Annotated in this window: 23 protein-coding genes, 4 tRNA genes and 1 pseudogene; 15 read left to right on the top strand and 13 right to left on the bottom strand. The window is 60.4% G+C overall.

The genetic code is table 11. The features are described 5' to 3' along the window. The first annotated feature begins 11 nt into the window (after window positions 1-11). Together B0W55_RS16865 and thiO are read left to right on the top strand one after the other, a co-directional pair. Window positions 12-413 (top strand): type IV pilin protein, encoded by a 402-nt coding sequence (locus B0W55_RS16865; RefSeq protein ID WP_077047068.1) that lies wholly within the window; start codon window positions 12-14, stop codon window positions 411-413. Window positions 414-468: 55 nt separating this feature from the next. Continuing rightward, window positions 469-1,569 (top strand): glycine oxidase ThiO, encoded by a 1,101-nt coding sequence (gene thiO / locus B0W55_RS16860; protein ID WP_077047067.1) that lies wholly within the window; start codon window positions 469-471, stop codon window positions 1,567-1,569. Window positions 1,570-1,698: 129 nt separating this feature from the next. On the opposite strand, the gene B0W55_RS16855 is transcribed toward thiO, so the two are convergent. The 4 genes from B0W55_RS16855 to B0W55_RS16840 form a co-directional block, all read right to left on the bottom strand. Continuing rightward, entirely contained in the window at window positions 1,699-3,036 is a 1,338-nt protein-coding gene (locus tag B0W55_RS16855; RefSeq protein ID WP_077047066.1) for a sigma-54 dependent transcriptional regulator, read from the bottom strand. After that, a complete protein-coding gene (locus B0W55_RS16850) occupies window positions 3,033-4,622 on the bottom strand; it encodes a PAS domain-containing sensor histidine kinase (protein ID WP_077047065.1) in 1,590 nt (529 codons plus the stop codon). The genes B0W55_RS16855 and B0W55_RS16850 overlap by 4 nt, the downstream gene beginning before the upstream one ends. Next, window positions 4,612-4,845: a PP0621 family protein gene (locus tag B0W55_RS16845; RefSeq protein WP_077047064.1), complete on the bottom strand. Its 234-nt coding sequence runs from the start codon at window positions 4,843-4,845 to the stop codon at window positions 4,612-4,614. The genes B0W55_RS16850 and B0W55_RS16845 overlap by 11 nt, the downstream gene beginning before the upstream one ends. A gap of 137 nt (window positions 4,846-4,982) precedes the next feature. Beyond that, window positions 4,983-6,005: an outer membrane protein assembly factor BamD gene (locus tag B0W55_RS16840; RefSeq protein WP_077047063.1), complete on the bottom strand. Its 1,023-nt coding sequence runs from the start codon at window positions 6,003-6,005 to the stop codon at window positions 4,983-4,985. A 151-nt stretch (window positions 6,006-6,156) separates the two neighbouring features. Between B0W55_RS16840 and rluD the strand changes: the two genes are divergently transcribed. The 9 genes and pseudogenes from rluD to B0W55_RS31610 all read left to right on the top strand — a co-directional run bounded on the left by rluD (window position 6,157) and on the right by B0W55_RS31610 (window position 13,030). Then, entirely contained in the window at window positions 6,157-7,119 is a 963-nt protein-coding gene (rluD, locus tag B0W55_RS16835; protein WP_077047062.1) for a 23S rRNA pseudouridine(1911/1915/1917) synthase RluD, read from the top strand. Next, complete coding sequence (gene pgeF / locus B0W55_RS16830) at window positions 7,116-7,841, top strand: peptidoglycan editing factor PgeF (RefSeq protein WP_077047061.1); 726 nt, start codon at window positions 7,116-7,118, stop codon at window positions 7,839-7,841. Before rluD ends, pgeF begins: the two co-directional genes overlap by 4 nt. 130 nt (window positions 7,842-7,971) lie before the next feature. Beyond that, window positions 7,972-10,536 carry an ATP-dependent chaperone ClpB gene (clpB, locus tag B0W55_RS16825; protein ID WP_077047060.1) on the top strand — a complete coding sequence of 855 codons (2,565 nt, stop codon included), beginning with the start codon at window positions 7,972-7,974 and terminating at the stop codon, window positions 10,534-10,536. 309 nt (window positions 10,537-10,845) lie between these two features. Next, window positions 10,846-10,921, top strand: a tRNA-Asn gene (locus B0W55_RS16820). Window positions 10,922-10,930: 9 nt separating this feature from the next. Then, window positions 10,931-11,007: transfer RNA gene (locus tag B0W55_RS16815), tRNA-Pro, on the top strand. Window positions 11,008-11,012: 5 nt separating this feature from the next. Then, a tRNA-Lys gene (locus B0W55_RS16810) sits at window positions 11,013-11,088 on the top strand. Window positions 11,089-11,183: 95 nt separating this feature from the next. Beyond that, window positions 11,184-11,260 (top strand) — tRNA-Pro (locus tag B0W55_RS16805). 144 nt (window positions 11,261-11,404) lie between these two features. Continuing rightward, window positions 11,405-12,175: pseudogene (locus B0W55_RS31615) on the top strand (MCP four helix bundle domain-containing protein); the annotation flags it as partial. Next, window positions 12,167-13,030, top strand: a complete 864-nt coding sequence (locus tag B0W55_RS31610; RefSeq protein WP_371807275.1) for a methyl-accepting chemotaxis protein — start codon at window positions 12,167-12,169, stop codon at window positions 13,028-13,030. The pseudogene B0W55_RS31615 and the gene B0W55_RS31610, both read left to right, overlap by 9 nt. 133 nt (window positions 13,031-13,163) lie before the next feature. Here B0W55_RS31610 and B0W55_RS16795 read toward each other — a convergent pair whose 3' ends face one another. From B0W55_RS16795 to B0W55_RS16780, 4 genes are read right to left on the bottom strand one after another with little or no spacing between them, the layout of a single operon-like run. Beyond that, complete coding sequence (locus tag B0W55_RS16795) at window positions 13,164-14,462, bottom strand: NAD(P)/FAD-dependent oxidoreductase (protein WP_077047058.1); 1,299 nt, start codon at window positions 14,460-14,462, stop codon at window positions 13,164-13,166. Between the two features lie 60 nt (window positions 14,463-14,522). Beyond that, the gene (locus tag B0W55_RS16790) at window positions 14,523-14,696 is read right to left on the bottom strand and encodes a DUF3094 family protein (protein ID WP_007996394.1); all 174 of its coding nucleotides are present in this window, start codon (window positions 14,694-14,696) and stop codon (window positions 14,523-14,525) included. Window positions 14,697-14,747: 51 nt separating this feature from the next. Then, the gene (locus B0W55_RS16785; protein WP_077047057.1) at window positions 14,748-15,275 is read right to left on the bottom strand and encodes an MOSC domain-containing protein; all 528 of its coding nucleotides are present in this window, start codon (window positions 15,273-15,275) and stop codon (window positions 14,748-14,750) included. Beyond that, window positions 15,272-15,898 (bottom strand): DUF1780 domain-containing protein, encoded by a 627-nt coding sequence (locus B0W55_RS16780; protein WP_077047056.1) that lies wholly within the window; start codon window positions 15,896-15,898, stop codon window positions 15,272-15,274. The genes B0W55_RS16785 and B0W55_RS16780 overlap by 4 nt, the downstream gene beginning before the upstream one ends. Window positions 15,899-16,025: 127 nt before the next feature. Between B0W55_RS16780 and B0W55_RS16775 the strand changes: the two genes are divergently transcribed. After that, the gene (locus B0W55_RS16775; RefSeq protein ID WP_077047055.1) at window positions 16,026-16,493 is read left to right on the top strand and encodes an FAD/FMN-containing dehydrogenase; all 468 of its coding nucleotides are present in this window, start codon (window positions 16,026-16,028) and stop codon (window positions 16,491-16,493) included. Further along, window positions 16,490-17,179: an energy-coupling factor ABC transporter permease gene (locus B0W55_RS16770; RefSeq protein ID WP_077047054.1), complete on the top strand. Its 690-nt coding sequence runs from the start codon at window positions 16,490-16,492 to the stop codon at window positions 17,177-17,179. The genes B0W55_RS16775 and B0W55_RS16770 overlap by 4 nt, the downstream gene beginning before the upstream one ends. A gap of 24 nt (window positions 17,180-17,203) precedes the next feature. Here the strand turns inward: B0W55_RS16770 and yacG are convergent, their stop codons facing one another. From yacG to pilB, 5 genes are read right to left on the bottom strand one after another with little or no spacing between them, the layout of a single operon-like run. Next, window positions 17,204-17,404, bottom strand: a complete 201-nt coding sequence (yacG, locus tag B0W55_RS16765) for a DNA gyrase inhibitor YacG (RefSeq protein ID WP_077047053.1) — start codon at window positions 17,402-17,404, stop codon at window positions 17,204-17,206. Continuing rightward, on the bottom strand, window positions 17,401-18,024 hold the full coding sequence (gene coaE, locus B0W55_RS16760; protein ID WP_077047052.1) for a dephospho-CoA kinase: 624 nt from the start codon (window positions 18,022-18,024) through the stop codon (window positions 17,401-17,403). The genes yacG and coaE overlap by 4 nt, the downstream gene beginning before the upstream one ends. After that, a complete protein-coding gene (locus B0W55_RS16755; protein WP_077047051.1) occupies window positions 18,021-18,893 on the bottom strand; it encodes an A24 family peptidase in 873 nt (290 codons plus the stop codon). Before B0W55_RS16755 ends, coaE begins: the two co-directional genes overlap by 4 nt. 1 nt (window position 18,894) lies before the next feature. Then, on the bottom strand, window positions 18,895-20,112 hold the full coding sequence (locus B0W55_RS16750) for a type II secretion system F family protein (protein WP_077047050.1): 1,218 nt from the start codon (window positions 20,110-20,112) through the stop codon (window positions 18,895-18,897). A gap of 2 nt (window positions 20,113-20,114) precedes the next feature. Beyond that, window positions 20,115-21,812, bottom strand: coding sequence for a type IV-A pilus assembly ATPase PilB (gene pilB / locus B0W55_RS16745; RefSeq protein WP_077047049.1), 1,698 nt, complete (start codon window positions 21,810-21,812; stop codon window positions 20,115-20,117). Window positions 21,813-22,039: 227 nt separating this feature from the next. On the opposite strand from pilB, the gene B0W55_RS16740 reads away from it, so the two are divergent. Beyond that, window positions 22,040-22,441, top strand: a complete 402-nt coding sequence (locus tag B0W55_RS16740) for a pilin (RefSeq protein ID WP_077047048.1) — start codon at window positions 22,040-22,042, stop codon at window positions 22,439-22,441. 311 nt (window positions 22,442-22,752) lie between these two features. Next, the gene (locus tag B0W55_RS16735; RefSeq protein ID WP_077047047.1) at window positions 22,753-23,106 is read left to right on the top strand and encodes a BON domain-containing protein; all 354 of its coding nucleotides are present in this window, start codon (window positions 22,753-22,755) and stop codon (window positions 23,104-23,106) included. Window positions 23,107-23,313: the final 207 nt, after the last annotated feature.

Below are 23,313 nucleotides of genomic sequence, written 5' to 3'. Positions count from 1 at the left end.
AGAGTTGAGGCATGCACAGATCCAACCGCGGTTTTACCCTGATCGAAATCATGATCGTGATTGCGATCATCGGGATTGTCATGACCATCGCTGCGCCGAGCTTCACCGAATACCTGAAGAAAGGCCGTCGTACCGAAGTGGCCGGCCTGCTCTCGGAACAGGCGCAGTTGCTCGAGCGTTTCTATTCGCAGAAAAATCTCTACACCGGTGTCGCGGGCCTCAGCGCAGGCAACGACTACTACAGCATCGTCCCGACGCTTACTGACCAGACTTTCCTGTTGACGGCGGTGCGCAAGGCCGGCACGAGCATGGCCACTGACAAGTGCGGCGATTTCACCATTACCAATACCGGCGTGCGTGGCATGGTCAATGCCACCGCGGGTCTGACCACAAAGGATTGCTGGGGTCGTTGAATTTCTTCGGGCGCCTTTTGCGCCCCCACTGTCTATTTATCGGTTGGATCAAAACATGATCAGGCAACAGCAAGTGGTGATCGTCGGTGGCGGGGTAATCGGCCTGCTGACGGCGTTCAATCTCGCATCCGAAGTACAGAGCGTCGTGCTGCTGGACCGTTCCGCTGTCGGTCAGGAGTCGTCCTGGGCGGGGGGCGGCATTGTTTCGCCGCTTTACCCCTGGCGTTACAACCCGGCGGTCACGGCGTTGGCCCATTGGTCCCAGGATTTTTATCCACAACTGGGCGAGCGTCTGTTTGCCGTCACCGGTGTGGATCCCGAAGTGCACACCACCGGCCTGTATTGGCTGGATCTGGATGACGAAGCCGAGGCGCTGGCTTGGGCTGCGCGGGAGAATCGCCCACTGCAGGCTGTGGATATCTCGGCGGCCCACGATGCGGTGCCGGTGCTGGGCGGTGGTTTTTCCCGGGCGATCTACATGGCCGACGTGGCCAACGTGCGCAATCCGCGACTGGTGAAATCCCTCAAGGCTGCACTCCAGGCGCTGCCGAACGTGACGATTCATGAGCAGTGCGAGGTCAGCGGGTTTATTCACGAAGGCGAAAAAGTAGTCGGTGTGCAGACGCCCACTGGCGCGATCCATGGCGATCAGGTGGTGCTGACGGCCGGCGCCTGGAGTGGCGATTTGCTCAAGAGCCTGGGCCTGGAATTGCCGGTGGAACCGGTGAAAGGGCAGATGATTCTGTACAAGTGCGCGGCGGATTTTCTGCCGAGCATGGTGCTGGCCAAGGGGCGCTATGCGATTCCCCGGCGCGACGGGCACATCCTGATTGGCAGTACCCTGGAGCACGAAGGTTACGACAAGACGCCCACCGATTCGGCGCTGGAAAGCCTCAAGGCGTCGGCGGTGGAGTTGATCCCGGCCCTGGCGGATGCCGAAGTGGTGGGGCATTGGGCGGGATTGAGACCGGGTTCGCCAGAGGGCATTCCCTATATTGGCCGGGTGCCGGGGTTTGAGGGCTTGTGGCTCAACTGCGGGCACTTCCGCAACGGGCTGGTGCTGGCGCCGGCGTCCTGTCAGTTGTTTGCCGATGTGATGTTGGGGCGGCAACCGATCATTGATCCGACGCCGTATGCGCCGACCGGGCGGCTTTGATTTCGAGATTTTTGGCGCCGGTCAGATGGCCTTCGCGAGCAAGCCCGCTCCCACACGGGGTTTGTGTTGTTTTCCCTCTTGGGTCGACACAGTTCCAATGTAGGAGCGGGCTTGCTCGCGAAGTGGCCCTCAATCCAGCCCCAATTTCTTGAGCCTGTAACGCATCGACCGAAATGAAAGATTCAATCGCTGAGCCGCCGCCGTGCGGTTCCAGCGGGTCTCTTCCAGCGCCTGCAGAATCAACTGACGCTCGACGTTCTCCAGATACGCTTCCAGGTTGTCGATCTGCGTAAGGTCCGGCAGGCCGGCCTCGGCGGCGCAGTTGCCTTCGGCCAGACGCAGGTCGCTGGCTTCGATCTGATTGTTCTCGCACAACGTGTGAGCCCGCTCGAGCATGTTCTCCAGTTCCCGCACATTGCCCGGGAAGCGGTAGCTTTTAAGCGCATCGAGGGCCTGCGGGTGCAGTTTTGCCGCAGCCTGGCCTGTGTCTGAAGCCAGGCGCTTGAGCACATGGCTGGCCAAGGTTTCGATATCGTCACGACGTTCGCGCAACGGCGGCACCCGCAGCTCGATCACGTTCAGGCGATAGTACAAATCCTGGCGGAAACGCTCGGCGCTGATTTCAGCGGCGAGGTCTTTGTGGGTGGCGCAAAGAATGCGCACATCGACCACTTCTTCCTGTTGCCCGCCGACGCTGCGTACGGCTTTCTCCTGGATCGCTCGCAGCAGTTTGACCTGCATCGGCAACGGCAGGTCAGCCACTTCGTCGAGAAACAGCGTGCCGCCATGGGCCGCCTGGAATAGCCCGGGCTTGTCTTCGATGGCGCCGCTGAAGCTGCCTTTGCGATGGCCGAAAAACTCGCTTTCCATCAGCTCCGACGGAATGGCGCCGCAGTTGACGGGCACGAAGGGTTGGTTGGCCCGAGGCCCTCGGTCATGGATCAGTCGGGCGACCAGTTCCTTGCCGCTGCCGGACTCGCCGCTGATGTACACCGGCGCCTGGCTGCGTGCCAGTTTGTCGATCTGCTTGCGCAGGTTGCGCATGGGCAATGAATCGCCCAGCAGGCGGCGATCGATGGCAATGCCTGGGGCGGGCAGCAGCAAGGCGCTGGTGACCAGTTCTCGCAGCCGCGTGAGGTCCACCGGTTTGCTCAGGAAGTCGAAGGCGCCGGCCTTGAGCGCGTTGATCGCGGTGTCCACATTGCCATAGGCGGTGATCATGGCCACCGGCACTTGCGGATAGCGTTGTTGAATATGTTGGACGAGCTCCAGACCCGTGCCGTCCGGCAGGCGCATGTCGGTCAGACACAGATCGAACGCCTCGCGCTTGAGGAGGGCCAGGGCCTCGGCCGCATTGCGGGCGCTGTAGGTGTCGAGTTTCATCCGTCCCAGGGTGATTTCCAGGAGTTCGCGGATATCGGGTTCGTCGTCGACGATCAGAACTTTTTGCCGTGGGCTGGTATTCAACTTTGTTTCCGTCCGTGAGCAAAGGTGATGCGAAAGCAGCCGCCGCCTTGGCGTGGTTTGAAGTCTAGGCGGGCCTGGTTGCTTTCGCACAGCTCACGGGACAGATAAAGCCCCAGGCCAGTGCCTTGATGACTGGTGGTGAAGAACGGCTCGAACAGCTGCGCCTGATGGTCCGGGGCCACGCCGGGGCCGTCGTCGAGGATTTCCAGAATCGGTAATTGGCTCTCTGGATCGACAAACAGCTCGAGCCAGACCTGCGCGCAGTCGTGGTTTTGCGCGCTGTGGCGCCAGGCATTGCGGATCAGGTTGTCGAGGATCTGCTGCAACTGGTTCGGGTCCATCAGGGTGGTGAAGTTTCCGTTATGGAGGTGCAGATGAACCTGCTGGCGCTCGTTGGCGCCCTCGCGAATTTCAGTGACGAACTGTTGCAGCCACGGCTTCAGGTCCAGCCGTTGCGCGATGGTTTGCTGGCGCCGGGACAGTTGCAGGACGTTTTCGATAACCCGATTCATTCGCTGAGAGTGATCCTGGATGATCTGCGTCAGACGTTGATCGGCGCCGCTCAGTTCCTCGGATTCTCGTAATAACTGCGCGGCATGACTGATGGCGCCCAGCGGGTTGCGGATTTCATGGGCGATACCCGCTGTCAGGCGCCCCAGGGCGGCGAGTTTCAGTTGCTGCGCCTGTTGGGCGATTTGCGCCAGGTCCTCGAGAAAAACCAGGGTCTGGTGGTGGGGGCTGGGGTCCAGTGCGATGAAGCTCGGTTGCAGTTCCACTCCGCTGTCAGTGACTTTGAGGCTTTGCGGGCGCAGCGTCGGGTTGCTCATCCACAGGTTCAGGCGATCCACCAGGTCGGGCAGATGATCGTCGATCAAGCTGCCCTGAAGGCGAGCGCTACCGAGCAATGACAGGGCGCTGTGGTTGGCCAATTGCACGCGTCGCTGTTCGTCGAGCACCAGGATGCCGGTGCGCATGCGTTGCAGGATCAGGGCGTTGAGCGCCTCCAGGCCGACGACTTCACTGGCTTTCTGCTCGGCCAGGGTTTCACTGACTTCCAGGCGCCGGATCAGGCCTTGCACCAGCAACGCCGCGGCGAAACACAGGGCGCCCAGGGTTCCGACCTGCAAGTAATCATTGGGGCTGGGAGGGTGGCTCAGGCTCAGCAGAAAACTCGAACCGACGATGCCGAGTGCACCGATCGCGGCTATCAGCAGGCCGATGCGTCTTCGCAGCAAAGTGTTGCCAATGGCCACCGAGACAATCAGCAAATTGCCGATTGCACTGCCCACGCCGCCGCCGGCATAAAAAAGGCCGCACAGCAGCAGGACATCAAGCAGCACCAGGCTGAACAGCTGCGCCGGGTGCCGGGTGTTCTCGAAGAACACCACCAACAGGATATTGAGCACCAGATACAACCAACTGCCACTGCGCAGCAGGTCGTCGTTGGCCGAGGTCAGCAACTGGTTGTCCAGGTTGCTGGAGATCAGCAGCACCAGAATGATGCCGACGCTTAAACGATAGAGGTGATAAAGGCGCAGCAGTCGCTGAGCCTGTTTGCCGCCGTGTCCGTGCGTCTCAGCGATCACTGGAACCGGGGCCTTGCTCCAGATGGGCCTGGCTGCAATACCATTGTTGTTGAAGGCTGATGGCGCGATCACGGGGCAGATGCACGCCGCAATGGGCACAGCGGACCATCGGCGCCGCTTCCAGCTCGGCGGATGATGTGGGGACGCCTGCCTGGCCCTTGTACTTGCGCCAGAACCACACGGCGGCGGCGATCACTGCGATCCAGAAGAGTAAACGAAGCATGATGAGCTGCTTTTTGGCTGATGAACCGGCAGTTTAGCCAAGGACATGACAGGCGCACAGCGCAATTGCGCGTGGCAAAAAACGCGCAATGAAAAAGGGAGGCCCCAGAGCCTCCCTTTTTCTTACCGCCGGTGGTGTCAGTCGAACACGCCGAAGGTCATGTAGCTGAACCAAGAGCGGTCTTCGTTGTTGCCCTCGGCTTCATGGTTCTCTTCTTCGATCACGTCACCGTCTGCATTTTTAGGCTTGAGCTCGTTCGGGATCGCATCCTTGGCATCCTGGAACTGCTTCTGCACGTCCTGGTTGGCGCGGGTTTCTCCCGGCGGCAGCGGTGGACGGGATTCGATCAGACCGAGAGTGGCCTTGCTCAACCACGAACGGTTGTCGGCTTCGGCGACCGATGGCACGAACTGACCGTCCACCAGGCTTGGGTGGTTCGGGTAGTTGAGCTTCAGGGTTTCCAGGCTGGTGGCCGCCAGCTCGTCCAGGTGCAGGCGCTGGTAGGCCTCGGTCATCACCGCCAGGCCATCACCGACCGAGGGGGTTTCCTGGAAGTTTTCCACCACGTAGCGACCACGGTTCGCCGCAGCGACATAGGCCTGACGGGTCAGGTAGTAGTCGGCCACGTGAATCTCGTAGGCGGCCAACAGGTTGCGCAGGTAGATCATGCGCTGCTTGGCGTCCGGCGCGTAGCGGCTGTTCGGGAAGCGGCTGGTCAGCTGGGCGAACTCGTTGTAGGAGTCGCGAGCGGCGCCCGGGTCACGCTTGGTCATGTCCAGCGGCAGGAAGCGCGACAGCAGGCCGACGTCCTGGTCGAAGGAGGTCAGGCCCTTGAGGTAGTAGGCGTAATCGACGTTCGGATGCTGTGGGTGCAGGCGAATGAAGCGCTCGGCAGCAGCCTTGGCAGCCTCAGGCTCAGCGTTCTTGTAGTTGGCGTAGATGAGTTCCAGTTGCGCCTGATCGGCATAGCGGCCGAACGGATAGCGCGATTCCAGAGCCTTCAGCTTGGCGGTGGCGCTGGTGTAGCTGTTGTTGTCCAGGTCGGTCTGAGCCTGTTGGTACAACTCGACTTCACTCAGGTTTTCGTCTACGACTTCCTTCGATGAGCAAGCAGCGGTCAATGCGAGGATGGCGATCAGCAGCAGGTGTTTCACTTGCATGGCGGCTTGCGTCCCTATGACGGCCGCTGTCTTGGGCGTGGCCGTCCTGTTATGATGAGCGCCCCGTTGAATAGCCTCGGGGCAAAAGACGCCGTATTTAACCACAAGCGCGCAGCCGAAACCAAAGGCTGTGCCGACGCCTAGTCTGAGCATGTCCGATAAAATTGAACTTCGCGCAGAGGTGCCGTCCGAATTGGGCGGCCAACGCCTCGATCAAGTCGCCGCACAATTATTCGCTGAGCACTCGCGCTCGCGCCTTTCCGCCTGGATCAAAGACGGCCGCCTGACTGTGGATGGGGCAGTTATCCGCCCGCGAGACATCGTTCACGGCGGCGCCATTCTTGAACTCACTGCCGAGCAGGAAGCTCAGGGCGAATGGATCGCCCAGGACATCGAGCTGGACATCGTCTATGAAGACGACGACATCCTGGTGATCAACAAGCCTGCGGGCCTGGTGGTGCACCCGGCCGCCGGTCACGCCGATGGCACCCTGCTCAACGCCTTGCTGCACCACGTGCCGGACATCGTCAACGTGCCCCGCGCCGGTATTGTGCATCGTCTGGACAAGGACACCACCGGTCTGATGGTGGTGGCCAAGACCATTCAGGCGCAGACGCAACTGGTTACACAGCTGCAGAGCCGTAGCGTCAGCCGCATCTATGAGTGCATCGTGATTGGCGTGGTGACTGCCGGCGGCAAGATCAATGCGCCGATCGGTCGCCACGGCCAGCAGCGCCAGCGCATGGCGGTGATGGAAGGTGGCAAGCAGGCCGTCAGCCATTACCGCGTGCTGGAGCGCTTCCGCTCCCACACTCACGTGCGGGTCAAGCTGGAAACCGGTCGTACCCACCAGATTCGCGTGCACATGGCGCACATCAATTTCCCGTTGGTCGGCGACCCGGCCTACGGCGGTCGTTTCCGTATTCCGCCGGCGGCCAACCCGACCATGGTCGAATCGTTGAAAAACTTCCCGCGCCAGGCCCTGCATGCGCGGTTCCTGGAACTGGATCACCCGACCACCGGTAAACGCATGAGCTGGGAATCGCCGCTGCCGGAAGATTTCGTCTGGTTGCTCACACTGCTCAAGCAAGACCGCGAGGCGTTTGTCGGATGAGTGACTGGCTGATTCCAGACTGGCCCGCGCCGGCCGGGGTCAAAGCCTGTGTCACCACCCGTGCGGGCGGCGTCAGCCTGGCGCCGTTTGACAGCCTCAATCTGGGCGATCACGTCGACGACAGCCCTGAGGCTGTCGCCGAAAACCGCCGTCGTCTTACCGATCACTTTTCCATCCAGCCGGCCTGGTTAAAGCAGGTTCACGGCATTGTCGTGGCCCATGCCGACCCCGCTCAGGTGGTCGCTGCCGACGCCAGCTGGACGTCGACACCCGGTATCGCCTGCGCGGCAATGACAGCCGATTGCCTGCCAGCGTTGTTCTGTGACCGTGCCGGTACCCGTGTCGCAGCGGCCCATGCCGGGTGGCGCGGGCTGGCAGGGGGCGTGCTGGAAGCGACGCTCGATACGCTGGATGTGGCACCCCGGGACGTACTGGTCTGGCTCGGCCCGGCCATCGGCCCGCAAGCCTTTGAAGTCGGCCCCGAAGTGCGCGAGACCTTTGTCGAGCAATTGCCTGAGGCCGCCAAAGCCTTCGTGCCCGGTGCAAATGCGGGCAAATTCATGGCTGATATCTATGCGCTGGCGCGTTTGCGCCTGGCCGCTCGTGGCGTCACTGCCGTGTACGGTGGCGGTTTCTGCACTGTGAACGATCCCCGCTTCTTCTCCTACCGCCGTGCGTCTCGCACTGGCCGATTTGCCTCCCTTATCTGGCTCGACCGCTAGACTTGTCTGATCTGCATCAACGTCACGACGCTTGAAACTCCCAGAATCGACCACATCTATTGTGCTATCTGGCAGGTTTCTTCATTCAGGATGTTTTATAGGTCCGGCCTGCTCAAAAGGAAGGTGACCCATGCGTATAGACCGTTTAACCAGCAAGTTGCAGTTAGCCTTGTCCGACGCCCAATCCCTGGCCGTCGGTCATGACCATCCGGCCATCGAGCCGGCGCATCTGATGCAGGCTCTGCTCGAGCAGCAGGGTGGTTCGATCAAGCCTCTGCTGATGCAGGTGGGCTTTGACGTCAACAGCCTGCGTAAAGAGCTGACCAAAGAGCTCGATCAACTACCGAAAATCCAGAACCCGACCGGCGACGTCAACATGTCGCAGGATCTGGCGCGTCTGCTCAACCAGGCCGATCGTCTGGCCCAGCAGAAGGGCGACCAGTTCATCTCCAGCGAGTTGGTACTGCTCGCTGCCATGGACGAGAACAGCAAGCTCGGCAAGCTGTTGCTCGGGCAGGGCGTGAGCAAGAAGGCCCTGGAAAACGCCATCAACAACCTGCGCGGTGGTGAGGCGGTCAACGACGCCAACCACGAAGAAGCGCGCCAGGCCCTGGATAAATACACCGTCGACCTGACCAAGCGTGCCGAGGACGGCAAGCTCGACCCGGTGATCGGTCGTGACGACGAAATTCGCCGGACCATCCAGGTGCTGCAACGCCGTACCAAGAACAACCCGGTACTGATCGGTGAGCCCGGGGTCGGTAAAACCGCGATCGCCGAAGGTTTGGCCCAGCGCATCATCAACGGTGAAGTGCCGGACGGCCTGAAAGGCAAGCGCCTGCTGTCCCTGGACATGGGGGCATTGATTGCCGGTGCCAAATACCGTGGCGAGTTCGAAGAGCGGCTCAAAGCCTTGCTCAACGAGCTGTCGAAGCAGGAAGGGCAGATCATTCTGTTCATCGACGAATTGCACACCATGGTCGGTGCCGGCAAGGGCGAAGGCTCGATGGATGCGGGCAACATGCTCAAGCCTGCCCTGGCGCGGGGTGAGTTGCATTGCGTCGGCGCGACCACGCTCAACGAGTACCGCCAATATATAGAGAAGGATGCGGCCCTCGAACGGCGTTTCCAGAAAGTGTTGGTGGACGAGCCGAGCGAAGAAGACACCATCGCGATTCTGCGTGGCCTGAAAGAGCGCTATGAGGTTCACCACAAAGTGGCCATCACCGACGGTGCCATCATCGCCGCGGCCAAGCTCAGCCATCGCTACATCACGGATCGCCAGTTGCCGGACAAGGCCATCGACCTGATCGACGAAGCGGCCAGCCGCATCCGTATGGAAATCGACTCCAAGCCGGAAGTGCTGGATCGCCTGGAGCGTCGCCTCATTCAACTGAAGGTCGAGTCCCAGGCACTGAAGAAAGAAAGCGACGAAGCGGCGATCAAACGCCTGGAAAAACTCCAGGATGAAATCGTTCGTCTCGAGCGTGAATACTCGGACCTCGAAGAAATCTGGAACTCGGAAAAAGCCGAGGTGCAGGGTTCGGCGCAGATCCAGCAGAAGATCGAACAGTCCCGTCAGGAACTGGAAAGTGCTCGCCGCAAGGGCGACCTCAACCGCATGGCCGAATTGCAGTACGGGGTGATCCCGGACCTGGAGCGCAGCCTGCAGATGGTCGACCAGCATGGCAAAAGCGAGAACCAGTTGCTGCGCAGCAAGGTGACTGAAGAAGAGATCGCCGAAGTCGTGTCGAAGTGGACCGGTATTCCGGTGTCGAAGATGCTCGAAGGCGAGCGCGATAAACTGATGAAGATGGAAAGCCTGTTGCACCAGCGTGTAATCGGCCAGGATGAAGCGGTGGTGGCGGTTTCCAACGCGGTACGGCGTTCCCGTGCCGGGTTGTCCGACCCGAACCGTCCGAGCGGTTCGTTCATGTTCCTCGGCCCGACCGGTGTCGGTAAAACCGAGCTGTGCAAGGCCTTGGCCGAGTTCCTCTTCGATACCGAAGAGGCCATGGTGCGCATCGACATGTCCGAGTTCATGGAGAAACACTCCGTGGCTCGCTTGATCGGTGCGCCACCAGGCTATGTGGGCTATGAAGAGGGCGGTTACCTGACCGAGGCGGTGCGTCGCAAGCCTTACTCGGTGATCCTGCTGGATGAGGTCGAGAAGGCGCATCCGGATGTGTTCAACATTCTGCTGCAAGTGCTCGAAGATGGCCGCCTGACCGACAGCCATGGCCGCACGGTGGATTTCAAGAACACCGTGATTGTCATGACGTCCAACCTGGGGTCGGTGCAGATCCAGGAACTGGTGGGTGATCGTGAGGCCCAGCGTGCGGCGGTGATGGACGCGATTTCCTCGCACTTCCGCCCGGAATTCATCAACCGGGTGGACGAAGTGGTGATCTTCGAGCCATTGGCGCGGGATCAGATCGCGGGTATTACCGAGATCCAGTTGAGCCGTCTGCGCAGTCGCCTGACCGAGCGCGAACTGAAGCTGGAGTTGAGCCCCGAAGCCATGGACAAGCTGATCGCGGTCGGATACGACCCGGTGTATGGCGCGCGGCCGCTCAAACGAGCGATCCAGCGCTGGATCGAGAACCCGTTGGCGCAGTTGATCCTTTCCGGCCGTTTCATGCCGGGGGACACGGCCATAGGCACAGTGGAGAACGACGAAATCGTTTTCAGCTGAGCCCAGGCGGCAGCACAAAAAAGGAGGCCTTGCATTGCGAGGCCTTTTTTTCGCCAGGCTGTTGAACTTAAAGGAAAAGGCTTGTAAAGTGCGCCCCGCAGTCAGTCACCCGCCAGGGTTTCTGCTCCCCAAGCAGAGATCTGAAATAAGTTGCAAATCATTAACTTGAAAGCGATTTAGGGGGTTGACAGAGGTGCTTAAGATTGTAGAATAGCGCGCCTCAGACACACGAACGCAGCGATGCGAACGGGTCGAAGAGAACGCAGTAAAGCTTCACCGTTGTAAAAGTTGTAACTTGAAATATGCAGTTCCGTGATAGCTCAGTCGGTAGAGCAAATGACTGTTAATCATTGGGTCCCAGGTTCGAGTCCTGGTCACGGAGCCAATTTCAAACCGGGGTATAGCGCAGTCCGGTAGCGCGCCTGCTTTGGGAGCAGGATGTCAGGAGTTCGAATCCCCTTACCCCGACCATATTTGGGTCGTTAGCTCAGTTGGTAGAGCAGTTGGCTTTTAACCAATTGGTCGTAGGTTCGAATCCCACACGACCCACCATTTTTGAAACCAGTTAACGCTGGGATCGAATCTTAAGATCAGACGCCAAAAGCTCTGTTCGCAGAAGGCGCCTTTCAAAGGTGCCTTTTTTTTACCGGGGTATAGCGCAGTCCGGTAGCGCGCCTGCTTTGGGAGCAGGATGTCAGGAGTTCGAATCCCCTTACCCCGACCATATTAAAAATCCTCGTATCGAAAGGTACGGGGATTTTTTTTGCCTGCGAAAAGGCAAATCGCTTCAAGTCATCATACAACTTGCCGATAACGAGCAGTCGGGATTCAACCCTCACTCAAGCCCATAAAAACAAAGGCGCTCGTTATGTTTCTTCGTCAGTTGAATATTGCCCCCCGTGCCGCGTTGGGGTTTGCCTTGATCGCAGTGTTGGTGGCGTTGCTCGGGGTATTTGCCCTGGGGCAGATGTCCAGTATTCGCGAGAGCGAGGTGGCGGTGGAGAAACAGTGGCTGCCGAGCATTCGCGGCGGTGACGAGATCCGCGAAATCATGCTGCGCATTCGCACCATTTCCCTGCGCATGGCCCTGGACCAGGACCCGAATAACATCGCCCAATACCGCAGCCAGATGGATACACGGGACAAGGAGTTGAGCGAGAAGATCGCCGCCTACGACAAGCTCGTGACCTCGGCTGAGGGCAAGGCGTTGTATGACCAGTTCAAAAATACCTTCACGGCCTATCGCGCCGGCATTGCTCAGTCATTCGCCTTGGCCGAACAGGGGCGTCGCGACGAACTGACCAAACTGCTGCTGATCGACATGAAAACCGTGGTCGACGGCTCCGGCAAGCAGCTCACTGACCTCGCGGACCTGTTCACCCGACAAGTCGCCGCCGAGAGTGAGAAATCCAAGGATCACTACGAAACCTCGCGCACGATCGTCAGCCTGTTCATTGCCCTGGCGGCCCTGGCGACGGTCGCCCTGGCGCTGTTGCTGACCCGCAGCATCGTGCGCCCCCTGAGCGAAGCCGTGAGCGCAGCCGAGCACGTGGCGCAGGGCGATCTGACCCGTCCGATAGAAACCCAGGGCAATGACGAAGTCAGCCGATTGCTCAAGGCATTGGCGACGATGCAGCAAACACTGCGCGAAACCCTGCAGGGCATCAGCGGTTCCGCTACGCAGTTGGCGACCGCCGCTGATGAGTTGAACGCCGTTACCCTCGACAGCACTCAAGGCCTGCAACAGCAGAACAACGAAATCGAACAGGCAGCCACGGCGGTCAATGAAATGACCAGCGCTGTGGAAGAGGTCGCGCGCAACGCTGTATCCACCTCCGATGCCACTCGCCAGTCCAGTGAGTCGGCGCATCTGGGACAAGAGCGGGTCAGCGAGACGGCCAGTGCCATCAGTTCACTGGCCCAAGACGTGCAAAGCACCGCAGAGCTGGTGCGTTCTCTGGCCAGTCAGTCCCAGGACATCGGCAAGGTCCTTGATGTGATTCGTGCCATCGCTGAACAAACCAACCTGCTGGCGCTCAACGCGGCCATCGAGGCGGCGCGGGCGGGGGAGAGCGGTCGAGGTTTTGCGGTGGTGGCCGATGAAGTGCGTGCCCTGGCCCATCGCACCCAGCAGTCGACCCAGGAAATCGAGCAAATGGTGCAGGGTATGCGCGACGGTTCGAGCCATGCCCTGGAGGCGATGAATGCGAGCGCTTCCCGTGCCGCCAGCACGCTGGTCCTGGCCGAGCGCGCAGGTGAGGCGCTGCAGACCATCACCGCGTCGGTGCATGAAATCCACGAGCGCAACCTGGTGATTGCCAGCGCGGCCGAAGAGCAGGCGCAAGTGGCGCGGGAGGTTGATCGCAACCTGGTGAATATTCGTGATTTGTCGGTGCGTTCCGCGGCAGGCGCCGATCAGACCAGCGCTTCGAGCCATGAACTGTCGCAGCTGGCGAATGCGCTGCAGGGGATGGTGCGGCGGTTTCGGGTGTAAAAAGCCCCACTTCCCGCAAGAGCAGGGCTTTTGAAAGTGGGAGCCGGCTTGCTCGCCAAAGCGATGTATCAGTCAACATTTGTACCGACTGACACACCGCCTTCGCGAGCAGGCCCGCGCCCACCATTGAGCATCAGTGCAGCTTGAGGCGCGGCTCGGTCCCGCGCCCGATCTTGCTGCCCAGCATCAGCATGGCCGTGCGGAAAGGTCCGTACAGCGCCATCTGGTGCATGCGGTACAGCGACACATAGAACATCCGCGCCAGCCAGCCTTCCAGCATCACGCTGCCGGTGAGGTTGCCCATCAAGTTACCCACAGCGGAAAAACGCGACAGCGAGATCAGCGAGCCGTAGTCGGTGTACTTGTACTCCGGCAACGGCTTGCCTTCGATCCGCAGTTTCAGCGATTTGGCCAGCAACGACGCCTGTTGATGCGCCGCCTGGGCGCGCGGTGGCACATTGCGGTCGGTACCCGGTTGCGGGCAGGCGGCACAATCGCCGAAGGCGAAGATGTTCTCATCGCGGGTGGTTTGCAGGGTGGGCAGCACCTGCAGCTGGTTGATGCGGTTGGTTTCCAGGCCATCGATGTCCTTGAGGAAACCCGGTGCGCGAATCCCAGCCGCCCAGACTTTCAGGCTTGCGTTGATCACTTTGCCATCGGCGGTGATCAAGGCGTCGGCCGTCACTTCGCTGACCGCGGCGTTGGTCATCACGTTGACCCCGAGTTTCTCCAGGGTTTTATGCACAGGCCCGCCGATGCGCTCTGGCAGCGCTGGCAGTACCCGTGGGCCGGCTTCGATCAGGGTGATGTGCATGTTTTCCGGTTTGATCCGGTCCAGGCCATAGGCCGCCAGTTCATGGGCAGCGTTATGCAGCTCCGCGGCCAACTCGACCCCGGTGGCCCCGGCGCCGACGATGGCCACGCTGATTTGCTCGACCTTGTCGGTCTGCCCGGCATGGGCGCGCAAGTAGTGGTTGAGCAATTGCTGGTGGAAGCGTTCGGCCTGTTTACGGGTGTCGAGGAACAGGCAGTGCTGCGCCGCGCCCTGGGTGCCGAAATCGTTGGTCGTGCTGCCCACCGAGATCACCAGCGAGTCGTAAGCCACTTCCCGCGCGGGCACCAGTTCCAGGCCAGCTTCGTCATAGGTCGCCGCCAGCTGGATTTTTTTCTGTGCCCGATCGAGCCCGCTCATGCGCCCCAGCTGGAACTCGAAGTGGTTCCATTTTGCCTGGGCGACATAGTTGAGTTCGTCTTCGGAGGAGTTCAGCGACCCGGCCGCCACTTCGTGCAACAGCGGTTTCCAGATGTGGGTCAGGTTCGCGTCGACCAGCATCACACTGGCCGTGCCGCGCTTGCCCAGAGTCTTACCCAGACGGGTAGCCAACTCCAGACCGCCGGCGCCGCCGCCGACAATGACAATACGATGGGACATGGGGATAACTCGCAAGGCTAAAGGAAATCGGTGCGGTTACCCGAGCGAGCGCGATGCAGCTCATAGCGTCAGGTAACTGATCAGTCGGCTCAGCAGGCCCAGACCGATGGTCACTGCCAATACCAGCACCAGGAGCATCCACGGCCGGAAAGGCCGGCGCTCGACTCGGTGTTGGGACAATTGCAGGTACTCTTCGACATGCTTCTGGTCGTCGGGGTTCAGGCGGCTGGTCATAAAGGCCTCGTCAGGTAGACGTTGCTGAATGTGTAGAAGCTACAGGCTGATTTAACGAACGCTGAACGGAGCATAGCCGGTGTCCGGGATGGGCTCGACGCTCACCGTGTCGTCCAGGCGAATGATGCCACTTTGTAACACTCGGGCGGTGATTCCGCCATGCCCGCGCACCGCCTGAAAGGTCCCGGGGCCGAGGTTGTTTTGCAGGCGCGCGCAGGGCTGGCACCAGCCTGTCGTTTCGAAAATCGCCTGGCCGATGCGAAAGCGCCGGCCCTTGAGGCTGAACAGGTTGATGCCACTGATAACGAGATTGCGCCGCAGATCTTCAGGCCTGACGGGCTGATCGTCGGGTCGTCCCATCAGCGAACTGATCACCGGCAGATGTTCCCACTGGATCAGCGTCACCTGCCGCGCATTGCGCACACCTGGCCGGGCGCGATCACCGGTCAGCCCGGCTTCAAGCCGTGCCTCCACGGCGTCCAGTTCAATCATCGGAACATGGGGCGCAGGACGTACACCGATCCAGCGTACACGACCGATTTGCGGCACTTCGGCTATCAGTTCCTGCAATGGGCTCACAGGCTGATCCCGACGTCGAACACGATGCTGCGCCCCAGGTTGCTGCGCAGGAAATCCGGCGCATCGGGGTGGGCGAACAGCACCCGGGCGAACGTGGGCCCGACCAGCGACAGCGAACGCCAGCCCTGGCGCAGGTATTCGGTGGGCGGCGGAAAATGGCTGTTGAGGTCCAGCACTTCGCGTTTGAGGCTGGCGAAGGCGATGATGTCCAGTTCCCCCAGATCCATGCCACGTTCCTTGTAGTTATGCGCTTTTTTGCGCAAGGTCGGCGCCAGACGCATCAGGAACTCGTTGGCCGGAATGCGCCGGGGCTTGGCTTCGCGCCGTACCAGTTGGCTCAAGGAAAACGCACTGCGCCGGCGTTGCAGCTCGTCGCGCCATTCATCGTTGAGCCGGCGGCCTTCGTCGAGCACGAAGAACACCTCGAAACTGGCGTCGCGAAACAACACGTCCGGCGGCTCCCCGGCCGGGGCGAACTCGTCGGCGCGGTAAGGAATGTTCAAGCCTTGCAGCAGGCGCTGGCAGACCCAACGCTCACGCTCCCATTTGCGGGCATTGGACAGGAAGGCGTTGGCTTGCTCGGCCGCGATGGTCAGCAGGCGTAAGTAATCTGAATCATCCATAGGCCCAAGCTTAGCGTTCAAATGCGACAAGCAGAAAGCGAAAGCGGTCAACAGATCACTGGGCAGCCGAAAAGGGCGGTGTAGACTGATGGCCACTACCTGGGCGCAATGGGAAAAGGAGTTGAATGTGAAATACCGGTCGGTACTGCTGCTTTGTCTTCTACCGCTTTGGGCCCATGCGCTGGAGGTCGGTGATCGACTGACGCCGTGGACCCTGCTGGATCAGTTCGATCAGGCGTATACCCTCGACAACCGCACCCAGACGTTGCTGGTGGCACGCAGCATGGATGCCGCCAAACTGGTGGACGCCGCGTTGCAGGGCCGGCCCAAGGGCTATCTGGAGGCTCGACACACGGTTTTCGTTGCGGACATCCAGCGCATGCCCCGGCTGGTCGCCAAAATGTTCGCCGTTCCGACCATGCGCGGGTATGACTACCGGGTGATGCTCGATCGCGAGGGGCGCGTCGCACCCCGCTACCCCGGCGCCGAGGATAAAGTGCTGTGGTTGCAGCTCAAGGACGGGCAACTGGTCGATCGGCACGAATACGCCACGGCAGCCCAACTGCGCGAGGCGCTGGAGTCGTCTGGGCCATGATCGGCGTCGAGCTGCTGTCATCCCAGAGTCTGACAGTCGGCTGGCTGATCTACGCGCCGATACTGGTCTGGGCGATCTGCCGCTCGCCCTGGGTCGAATTGTTCACTGACAGCCGCCGCCAGCATCTGGTGCTCGGCACGGTGCTCGCGCTGTTTTTGCTGTGGCTGGTGCGGCGGGATTTCGATACCGGCGTGTCCTATCACTTCATCGGCATGACCGCAGTGACCTTGTTGCTCGACTGGCCGCTGGCAATCGTCGGTGGGCTGGTGGCGCAAATCGGCCTGGTGCTGCTGGGGCGTCAGGACATGCTGGCCATGGGAGTCAACGGCGCGCTGTTCATTCTGCTGCCGGTGCTGGTCACCGAATGCTGCGCGATCGCGGTGGAGCGCGCGCAGCCGCGAAACCTCTTTGTGTATATCTTCGTGTCCGGCTTCTTTGCCGCAGCCCTGGCAGCCTTGCTGTGCCTGGTGCTGGCGCTCACGCTGCTGTGGTACGACGAGATTTTCGCCCTGCCGTACTGGCTGGAGGATTTCATCGGCTATCTGTGGCTGATCATTTTTCCCGAAGCGTTCATCAATGGCATGGTGGTCAGCGCGCTGGTGGTGTTTTGCCCGGAATGGCTGGAAACCTTCAACCGTACCCGCTATCTCTCGGCGCCCTGGAAGGACGACGACCCCAAGCCCTGACTCAGCTTGAAATCGTCGCGCAAATCAGTGACGCGGGTCGAAATCGCCGCTGAACAACTCGTCCTCGGCATCCGGGGCCACGGGAATCTTGTGTTCTTCCGAGGCCCACGCACCCAGGTCGATCAGTTTGCATCGATCGGAACAGAACGGCCGGAACTTGCTCTGCGGGCTCCATTCCACAGGGGCGCCGCAGGTCGGGCATTCTACGGTGGGGATCTGGCTCATGACTGGCCTCCAGGTAAAGAAAGATAAAAGTGATGCAGGCGTTCGACCTCGCGGTGCAGCCAGGCGAGGTCGCGGTCGTTGACCACCACGTCGTCGGCGTGGCTGACGCGATCCTGGCGGCTCGACTGGGCCTTGAGGATCGCCTGGACCTGCTGTTCGCTGGTCTGGTCACGCTGCAAGGTGCGTTCGATCTGCAGCTGTTCGGGGGCGTCGATTACCAGCACCCGCTGGGTCATGGCGTACTGACCGGACTCGATCAGCAGCGGTGACACCAGAATTGCATAGGGTGATTTTGCCTGCGCCAGGTGATGGGCGATTTCTTCGCCGATCAGCGGATGCAGCAGGGCTTCGAGCCAGCGGCGCTCCTCGGGCACTTCGAAGATCAGTTTGCGCAGGGCTGCGCGATCCAGTTGCCCGTCCGGCAGGAGCACGCCCGGGCCGAAATGTTCGGCGATGGCCGCCAGCGCCGGCCGCCCCGGCTCCACCACCCAGCGTGCGGCATGGTCGGCATCGACCACGTGCACGCCCAGGTCGATGAAATGCTGGGCCGCGGCGCTTTTGCCGCTGCCAATGCCGCCGGTGAGGCCGAGAATCCAGGGTTTTTGCGCAGGGGTATTCATGTCAAACCGACAAACTGCCAATAGAAGTCGGTTATTTGACCACCCCAGAGCAAGGCAATCCAGCCGGCAATTGCCAGATAGGGGCCGAAGGGGATCGGGGTCGAGTTTTTTGCCCGGCTCAGGCGCAGGTAAATCACGCCGATGACCACGCCGACCACGGATGAGAGCAGCACCGTCAGCGGCAACACCTGCCAGCCGCCCCAGGCCCCGAACATCGCCAGCAGCTTGAAGTCGCCGTGGCCCATGCCGTCCTTGCCGGTGATCAATTTGAACAGCCAGAACACCGACCACAGCACCAGATAGCCGGCAACGGCGCCCCATAACGCATCATGCAGCGGCACGAACAGGCCTAGACTGTTGACGATCAGCCCCAGCCACAGCAACGGCAGCACCAGCACATCCGGCAGCAACTGGTGCTCGGCGTCGATCTGGCTCATGGCCAACAGACCCCAGCTCAACAGCAGCGCCATGCACGCCTGCCAGCCGAAACCGAAATGCCAGGCCACGAAGGCCGACAACACACCGCAGGCCAACTCGGTCAGCGGGTAGCGTTTGCTGATGGGGGTGGAGCAGGCCGAGCAGCGCCCTCTCAGCAAGGCAAAACTGAGCAGCGGAATATTTTCCCAGGCGCGAATCCGGTGCTCGCAGCGTGGGCATTGCGAAGGAGGCAGCAGCAGGTTGTAGGTGGGCTGCGGCGTGTCGTCGGGCAGCCCGAGAATCTCATGGGCCTGCCCGCGCCATTCGCGCTCGAGCATTTTCGGCAGGCGCCAGACCAGCACGTTGAGAAAACTGCCGACCAGCAACCCCACCAGGCCTGCGATCACGACGAAGGCCAGCGGGTAGTGGACAAGGATTTCGTTCAAGGGCATCTCAGATTGTCGAGCCGAGTTGGAAGATGGGCAGGTACATGGCAACCACCAGGCCGCCGACGATAACACCCAAGACCACCATGATGAACGGCTCCATCAGGCTGGTGAGGCTGTCGACCATATTGTCCACCTCGTCCTCGTAGAAACCCGCGACCTTGTCGAGCATGTCGTCCAGCGCGCCGGACTCTTCACCAATGGCCGTCATCTGAATCGCCATGTTCGGAAAAATACCGGTCGCACGCATGGAGAAATTCAACTGCATGCCCGTCGACACGTCCTGCTTGATGCGCAGCACCGCACGCTTGAACACCACGTTACCGGTCGCGCCGGCCACGGACTCCAGGGCCTCGACCAGAGGCACGCCGGCGGCGAAGGTGGTGGACAACGTCCGGGCGTAGCGGGCCACGGCTGACTTGTACATCAGGGTGCCCACCAGCGGCAGTTTCAGCAGCCAGGCATCGGTTCGATCACGAAAAGCCTGGGAGGTCTTGAACGCATGGCGCACACCGAATATTGCCGCGATCAAGCCACCGAGCACCACCCACCACCAGTCCTGCATGAACTTCGACAGGCCGATGACCATGACGGTAAACGCGGGCAGCTCAGCACCAAAGCTTGCGAACACCGACTCGAATTGCGGCACCACCTTGACCAGAAGAATGCCGGTTACCACAGCGGCGACGCATATCACGGCCAGCGGGTAGGTCATGGCCTTCTTGATCTTGGCCTTGAGGCTTTCGCTCTTTTCCTTGTAGGTCGCTACCCGTTCCAGCAGGGTATCGAGGGCACCGGCCTGCTCGCCGGCATCCACCAGGTTGCAGTACAGCTCATCGAAATACTTGGGCTTTTTGCGCAGGGCCGCGGCAAAGCTGTTGCCGGCCGCCACTTCCTGTTTGACCTCGTCGACCAGGGCGCGCATGGCCGGGTTGTCGAAGCCTTCGCCAATGATGTCGAACGACTGCAGCAACGGCACGCCGGCCTTCATCATGGTTGCCATCTGCCGGGTGAACAGGGCGATGTCGTGGGCCTTGATGCGCTTGCCCATGTTGAACAGCGAGGTGCTTTTCTTGCGCACCTTGCCCGGGTTGATGCCTTGCTTGCGCAGTTGCGCCTTGATCAAGGCCGGGTTTTGCCCGCTGAGTTCTCCGGTGACTTTCGTACCTTTGCGGTCGGTGCCTTCCCAGGCGTAGACACTGATTTTTGCTGCTTTGACCGCCATGTTCAGTCCTTGGTGACCCGGTTGATTTCTTCAAGGCTGGTGATGCCTTGCATGGCCTTGATCAGGCCCGAGGTGCGCAGGTCGTTGAAACCGTCCCGGCGCATCTGCTCATCGATTTGCAACGCGTTGCCCTCGGCCATGATCAGCCGTTGCAGGTCCGGCGTGTTCTTCACCACTTCATAAATCCCCACGCGTCCTTTGTAGCCACCGTTGCAGTGCTCGCAACCCACCGGCCCGTAGAGGGTGAAGCTGCCGATGCGGTCCTCGGGGAAGCCTTCCCTGATCAGGGTTTCGCGGGGTATTTCCACGGGTGCCCGGCAATGACTGCACAGCTTGCGCGCCAGGCGCTGGGCGATGATCAGGCTGACCGACGTGGCGATGTTGAAGCCCTGGATGCCCATGTTGTGCAGACGGTCCAGGGTTTGCGCGGCGCTGTTGGTGTGCAGGGTCGACAGCACCAGGTGCCCGGTCTGAGCAGCCTTGATGGCGATCTCGGCGGTTTCCAGGTCGCGGATCTCGCCGACCATGATCACGTCCGGGTCCTGACGCAGGAATGACCGCAGCGCCTGGGCGAAGTCCATGCCCTGTTTGGGATTGACGTTGACCTGGTTGATGCCTTCCATGTTGATCTCCACCGGGTCTTCGGCGGTGGAAATGTTGATGTCCACGGTATTGAGAATGTTCAGCCCGGTGTAGAGCGACACGGTCTTGCCCGAGCCCGTGGGGCCGGTGACCAGGATCATCCCCTGCGGCTGCTTCAGCGCGTCCATGTACAGCGCCTGCTGTTCGGGCTCGTAGCCCAGGGCGTCGATGCCCATTTGCGCGCTGGACGGATCGAGGATCCGGATCACCACTTTTTCGCCCCACAGGGTCGGCAGGGTGTTGACCCGGAAGTCGATGGACTTGCTCTTGGACAGGCGCATCTTGATCCGCCCGTCCTGGGGCTTGCGCCGCTCGGAGATGTCGAGACTGGCCATGACCTTCAACCGTGCAGCGATGCGCCCGGCCAACTGGATCGGCGGCCGGGCGACTTCGCGCAGCATGCCGTCGGTGCGCATGCGCACCCGATAGATTTTCTCGTAGGGCTCGAAATGCAGGTCCGAGGAGTCGCTGCGGATGGCGTCGAGCAGCATCTTGTGAACGAAGCGCACCACCGGCGCGTCATCGGCGTCCTGGCCGACGATGGCGTCCTGGCGGTCGTCGGTCGATTCGATATCCACAGTGTTGAGGTCGACATCGGCCATGTCCTCAAGGCCCGTGGCGTGGCTGTCGAAGAACTTCTCGATGGCGTCGTTGAGCTTGTCTTCTTCGACCAGGATCGCTTCGGTGCTCAGGCCGGTGCTGAATTGAATGTCATTGATAGCCTGGTGATTGCTCGGGTCGGAAATCCCCACGAACAATTTGTTGCCGCGACGCCACAGCGGCAGGGCGTGATGCTGGCGCACCAGTTTTTCGCTGACCAGCCCTTTGGGTTGGGTTTCCTTGTCGAGGCTGTTGAGGTCCATCAGGGCCATGCCGAAATGCTCGGACGCGATCTCGGCGACCTGGCGACTTTTCACCAATTTGTTCTGTACCAGATAGCTGACGAGCGAGAGGCGGTTGCGTTGGGCCTGTTGCGTCGCCTGTTGCGCGCTTTTGTCAGTGAGCAGCTCGGCCAGGACCAATTGCTTGGCCAGACCGCTGAGGGCGATGTCATTCATTGGAGTTCCGGGTCAAGACCGTTGGATGACTTATAGCCTAGTCAAGCGATGGAACCAAACCTGCGACCGTGAGGTGACAAAAAGTGTCAGATAGTGCGGTTTCTGGGGGCCTTTAAGCGCGCCAGCGCGCCGCCGCCCTCCCGATAACCGGGCTTGCAGGGCTTGGCATGGGCTGTGCTGCAACAGATTCAGATCATGAGATTCCGACTCATGCACGGAGGCTGTCTATGAAGAATCAACAAGGTTTTACCCTGATCGAGTTGCTGATCGTGGTGGCGATCATCGGGATTTTGGCGACGTTTGCGATACCGGCTTACTCGAAGTATCAGGCACGGGCCAAGGTGACGGCGGGTGTGGCGGAGCTGTCGGCGTTGAAGGTCAACTTTGAGGATGCGGTGAACTCCGGTACGGCGGCTCCGGCTGTCACTGTATTTGCTCCGGGTGGCGATACGCAGAACTGCGCGATTACCGCTGCTACCGGCACAACGACCGGGATGGTGTGCACATTGAAAGGTGCGCCGTCGGTCATTTCCGGTGCGACTGTTACGCTGTCTCGAGACGCTACTAAAGGCTGGACCTGCTCTACAACCGTTGCCGCTGATTACGCGCCAAAAGGCTGCGGCGGTTAATAATCCGTTACTTTCCTATGAAAATGCCCCGCCTTTTTCGAAAGCCGGGGCATTTTTCGTTCTGCGTATACGTAAAAGAGAAAACTTCCCACAATTCATGGCTTTAGGCCTTCTCGAAAAACGGCAACTTGCATGTAGAGAAATCGCAAGTCATGCAAATTGCATGAATCCGGAAAATCGGGTTTTACATAACTGGTTGATTTATAAGGTTTTAATGTCTTTCTCAAACTTGGCACACCGTTCGCAATATACCCAGTAACCCTGCTGACAAGACACCCAGCAGATTTTCCAGAAAAACAGGAGTTACTCGTATGAAGAAGTTCGCTATCGCTGCCGCTACTGCTACCGCACTGACCCTGACCATGGCCAATGCCGCGTTTGCACAGACTCAAGCCACTCAGGCTCCTATGACCCTGGCAGCCGGTGAAATGACCAAGGCCAAGGAAGCTACTTCCGATACCTGGATTACAACCAAAGTCAAAAGTGATCTGGTCACCGAGAAAGGCATTCCTGGCACCGACATCAAGGTAGAAACCAACAAAGGCGTCGTGTCCCTGTCGTCCACCGTTGCAGTGACCGATGCTCAAAAAGCCACCGCTGTGGCCATCACCAAGAAAATCAAAGGCGTTAAAGCGGTCTCCGCTGACGGCCTGAAAGCCGAGTAAGGCAAGGCTTCTCGCCTGGACTGGGAGAAGGCGCGACGGACGGGCCGAGCAATACGGCCGTCGCCTCTTTGGAGTTCATGCGAACGGCCATAAGGATGTGGCCATTACAGGCCCCGGCATTCGTGTCGGGGCCTGTTCTATTGTGGGCAATGTAAAAACAATTGTGGGAGCGGGCTTGCTCGCGAAGGCGGTGTATCGGTCAACATC

The sequence above is a fragment of the Pseudomonas sp. KK4 genome, assembly GCF_001984065.1.
Lineage (GTDB): Bacteria > Pseudomonadota > Gammaproteobacteria > Pseudomonadales > Pseudomonadaceae > Aquipseudomonas.
Note: the sequence above shows the minus strand (reverse complement) of the source record. Positions and strands in the feature narration are given on the sequence as shown.

Coding starts and splice junctions, on each gene's coding strand:
- B0W55_RS16865 (WP_077047068.1), top strand. CDS start 12: ATGCACAGATCCAACCGCGGTTTTACCCTGATCGAAATCATGATCGTG.
- thiO (WP_077047067.1), top strand. CDS start 469: ATGATCAGGCAACAGCAAGTGGTGATCGTCGGTGGCGGGGTAATCGGC.
- B0W55_RS16845 (WP_077047064.1), bottom strand. CDS start 4,845: ATGCTTCGTTTACTCTTCTGGATCGCAGTGATCGCCGCCGCCGTGTGG.
- B0W55_RS16840 (WP_077047063.1), bottom strand. CDS start 6,005: ATGCAAGTGAAACACCTGCTGCTGATCGCCATCCTCGCATTGACCGCT.
- rluD (WP_077047062.1), top strand. CDS start 6,157: ATGTCCGATAAAATTGAACTTCGCGCAGAGGTGCCGTCCGAATTGGGC.
- pgeF (WP_077047061.1), top strand. CDS start 7,116: ATGAGTGACTGGCTGATTCCAGACTGGCCCGCGCCGGCCGGGGTCAAA.
- clpB (WP_077047060.1), top strand. CDS start 7,972: ATGCGTATAGACCGTTTAACCAGCAAGTTGCAGTTAGCCTTGTCCGAC.
- B0W55_RS31610 (WP_371807275.1), top strand. CDS start 12,167: ATGCAGCAAACACTGCGCGAAACCCTGCAGGGCATCAGCGGTTCCGCT.
- B0W55_RS16795 (WP_077047058.1), bottom strand. CDS start 14,462: ATGTCCCATCGTATTGTCATTGTCGGCGGCGGCGCCGGCGGTCTGGAG.
- B0W55_RS16790 (WP_007996394.1), bottom strand. CDS start 14,696: ATGACCAGCCGCCTGAACCCCGACGACCAGAAGCATGTCGAAGAGTAC.
- B0W55_RS16780 (WP_077047056.1), bottom strand. CDS start 15,898: ATGGATGATTCAGATTACTTACGCCTGCTGACCATCGCGGCCGAGCAA.
- B0W55_RS16770 (WP_077047054.1), top strand. CDS start 16,490: ATGATCGGCGTCGAGCTGCTGTCATCCCAGAGTCTGACAGTCGGCTGG.
- yacG (WP_077047053.1), bottom strand. CDS start 17,404: ATGAGCCAGATCCCCACCGTAGAATGCCCGACCTGCGGCGCCCCTGTG.
- coaE (WP_077047052.1), bottom strand. CDS start 18,024: ATGAATACCCCTGCGCAAAAACCCTGGATTCTCGGCCTCACCGGCGGC.
- B0W55_RS16755 (WP_077047051.1), bottom strand. CDS start 18,893: ATGCCCTTGAACGAAATCCTTGTCCACTACCCGCTGGCCTTCGTCGTG.
- B0W55_RS16750 (WP_077047050.1), bottom strand. CDS start 20,112: ATGGCGGTCAAAGCAGCAAAAATCAGTGTCTACGCCTGGGAAGGCACC.
- pilB (WP_077047049.1), bottom strand. CDS start 21,812: ATGAATGACATCGCCCTCAGCGGTCTGGCCAAGCAATTGGTCCTGGCC.
- B0W55_RS16740 (WP_077047048.1), top strand. CDS start 22,040: ATGAAGAATCAACAAGGTTTTACCCTGATCGAGTTGCTGATCGTGGTG.
- B0W55_RS16735 (WP_077047047.1), top strand. CDS start 22,753: ATGAAGAAGTTCGCTATCGCTGCCGCTACTGCTACCGCACTGACCCTG.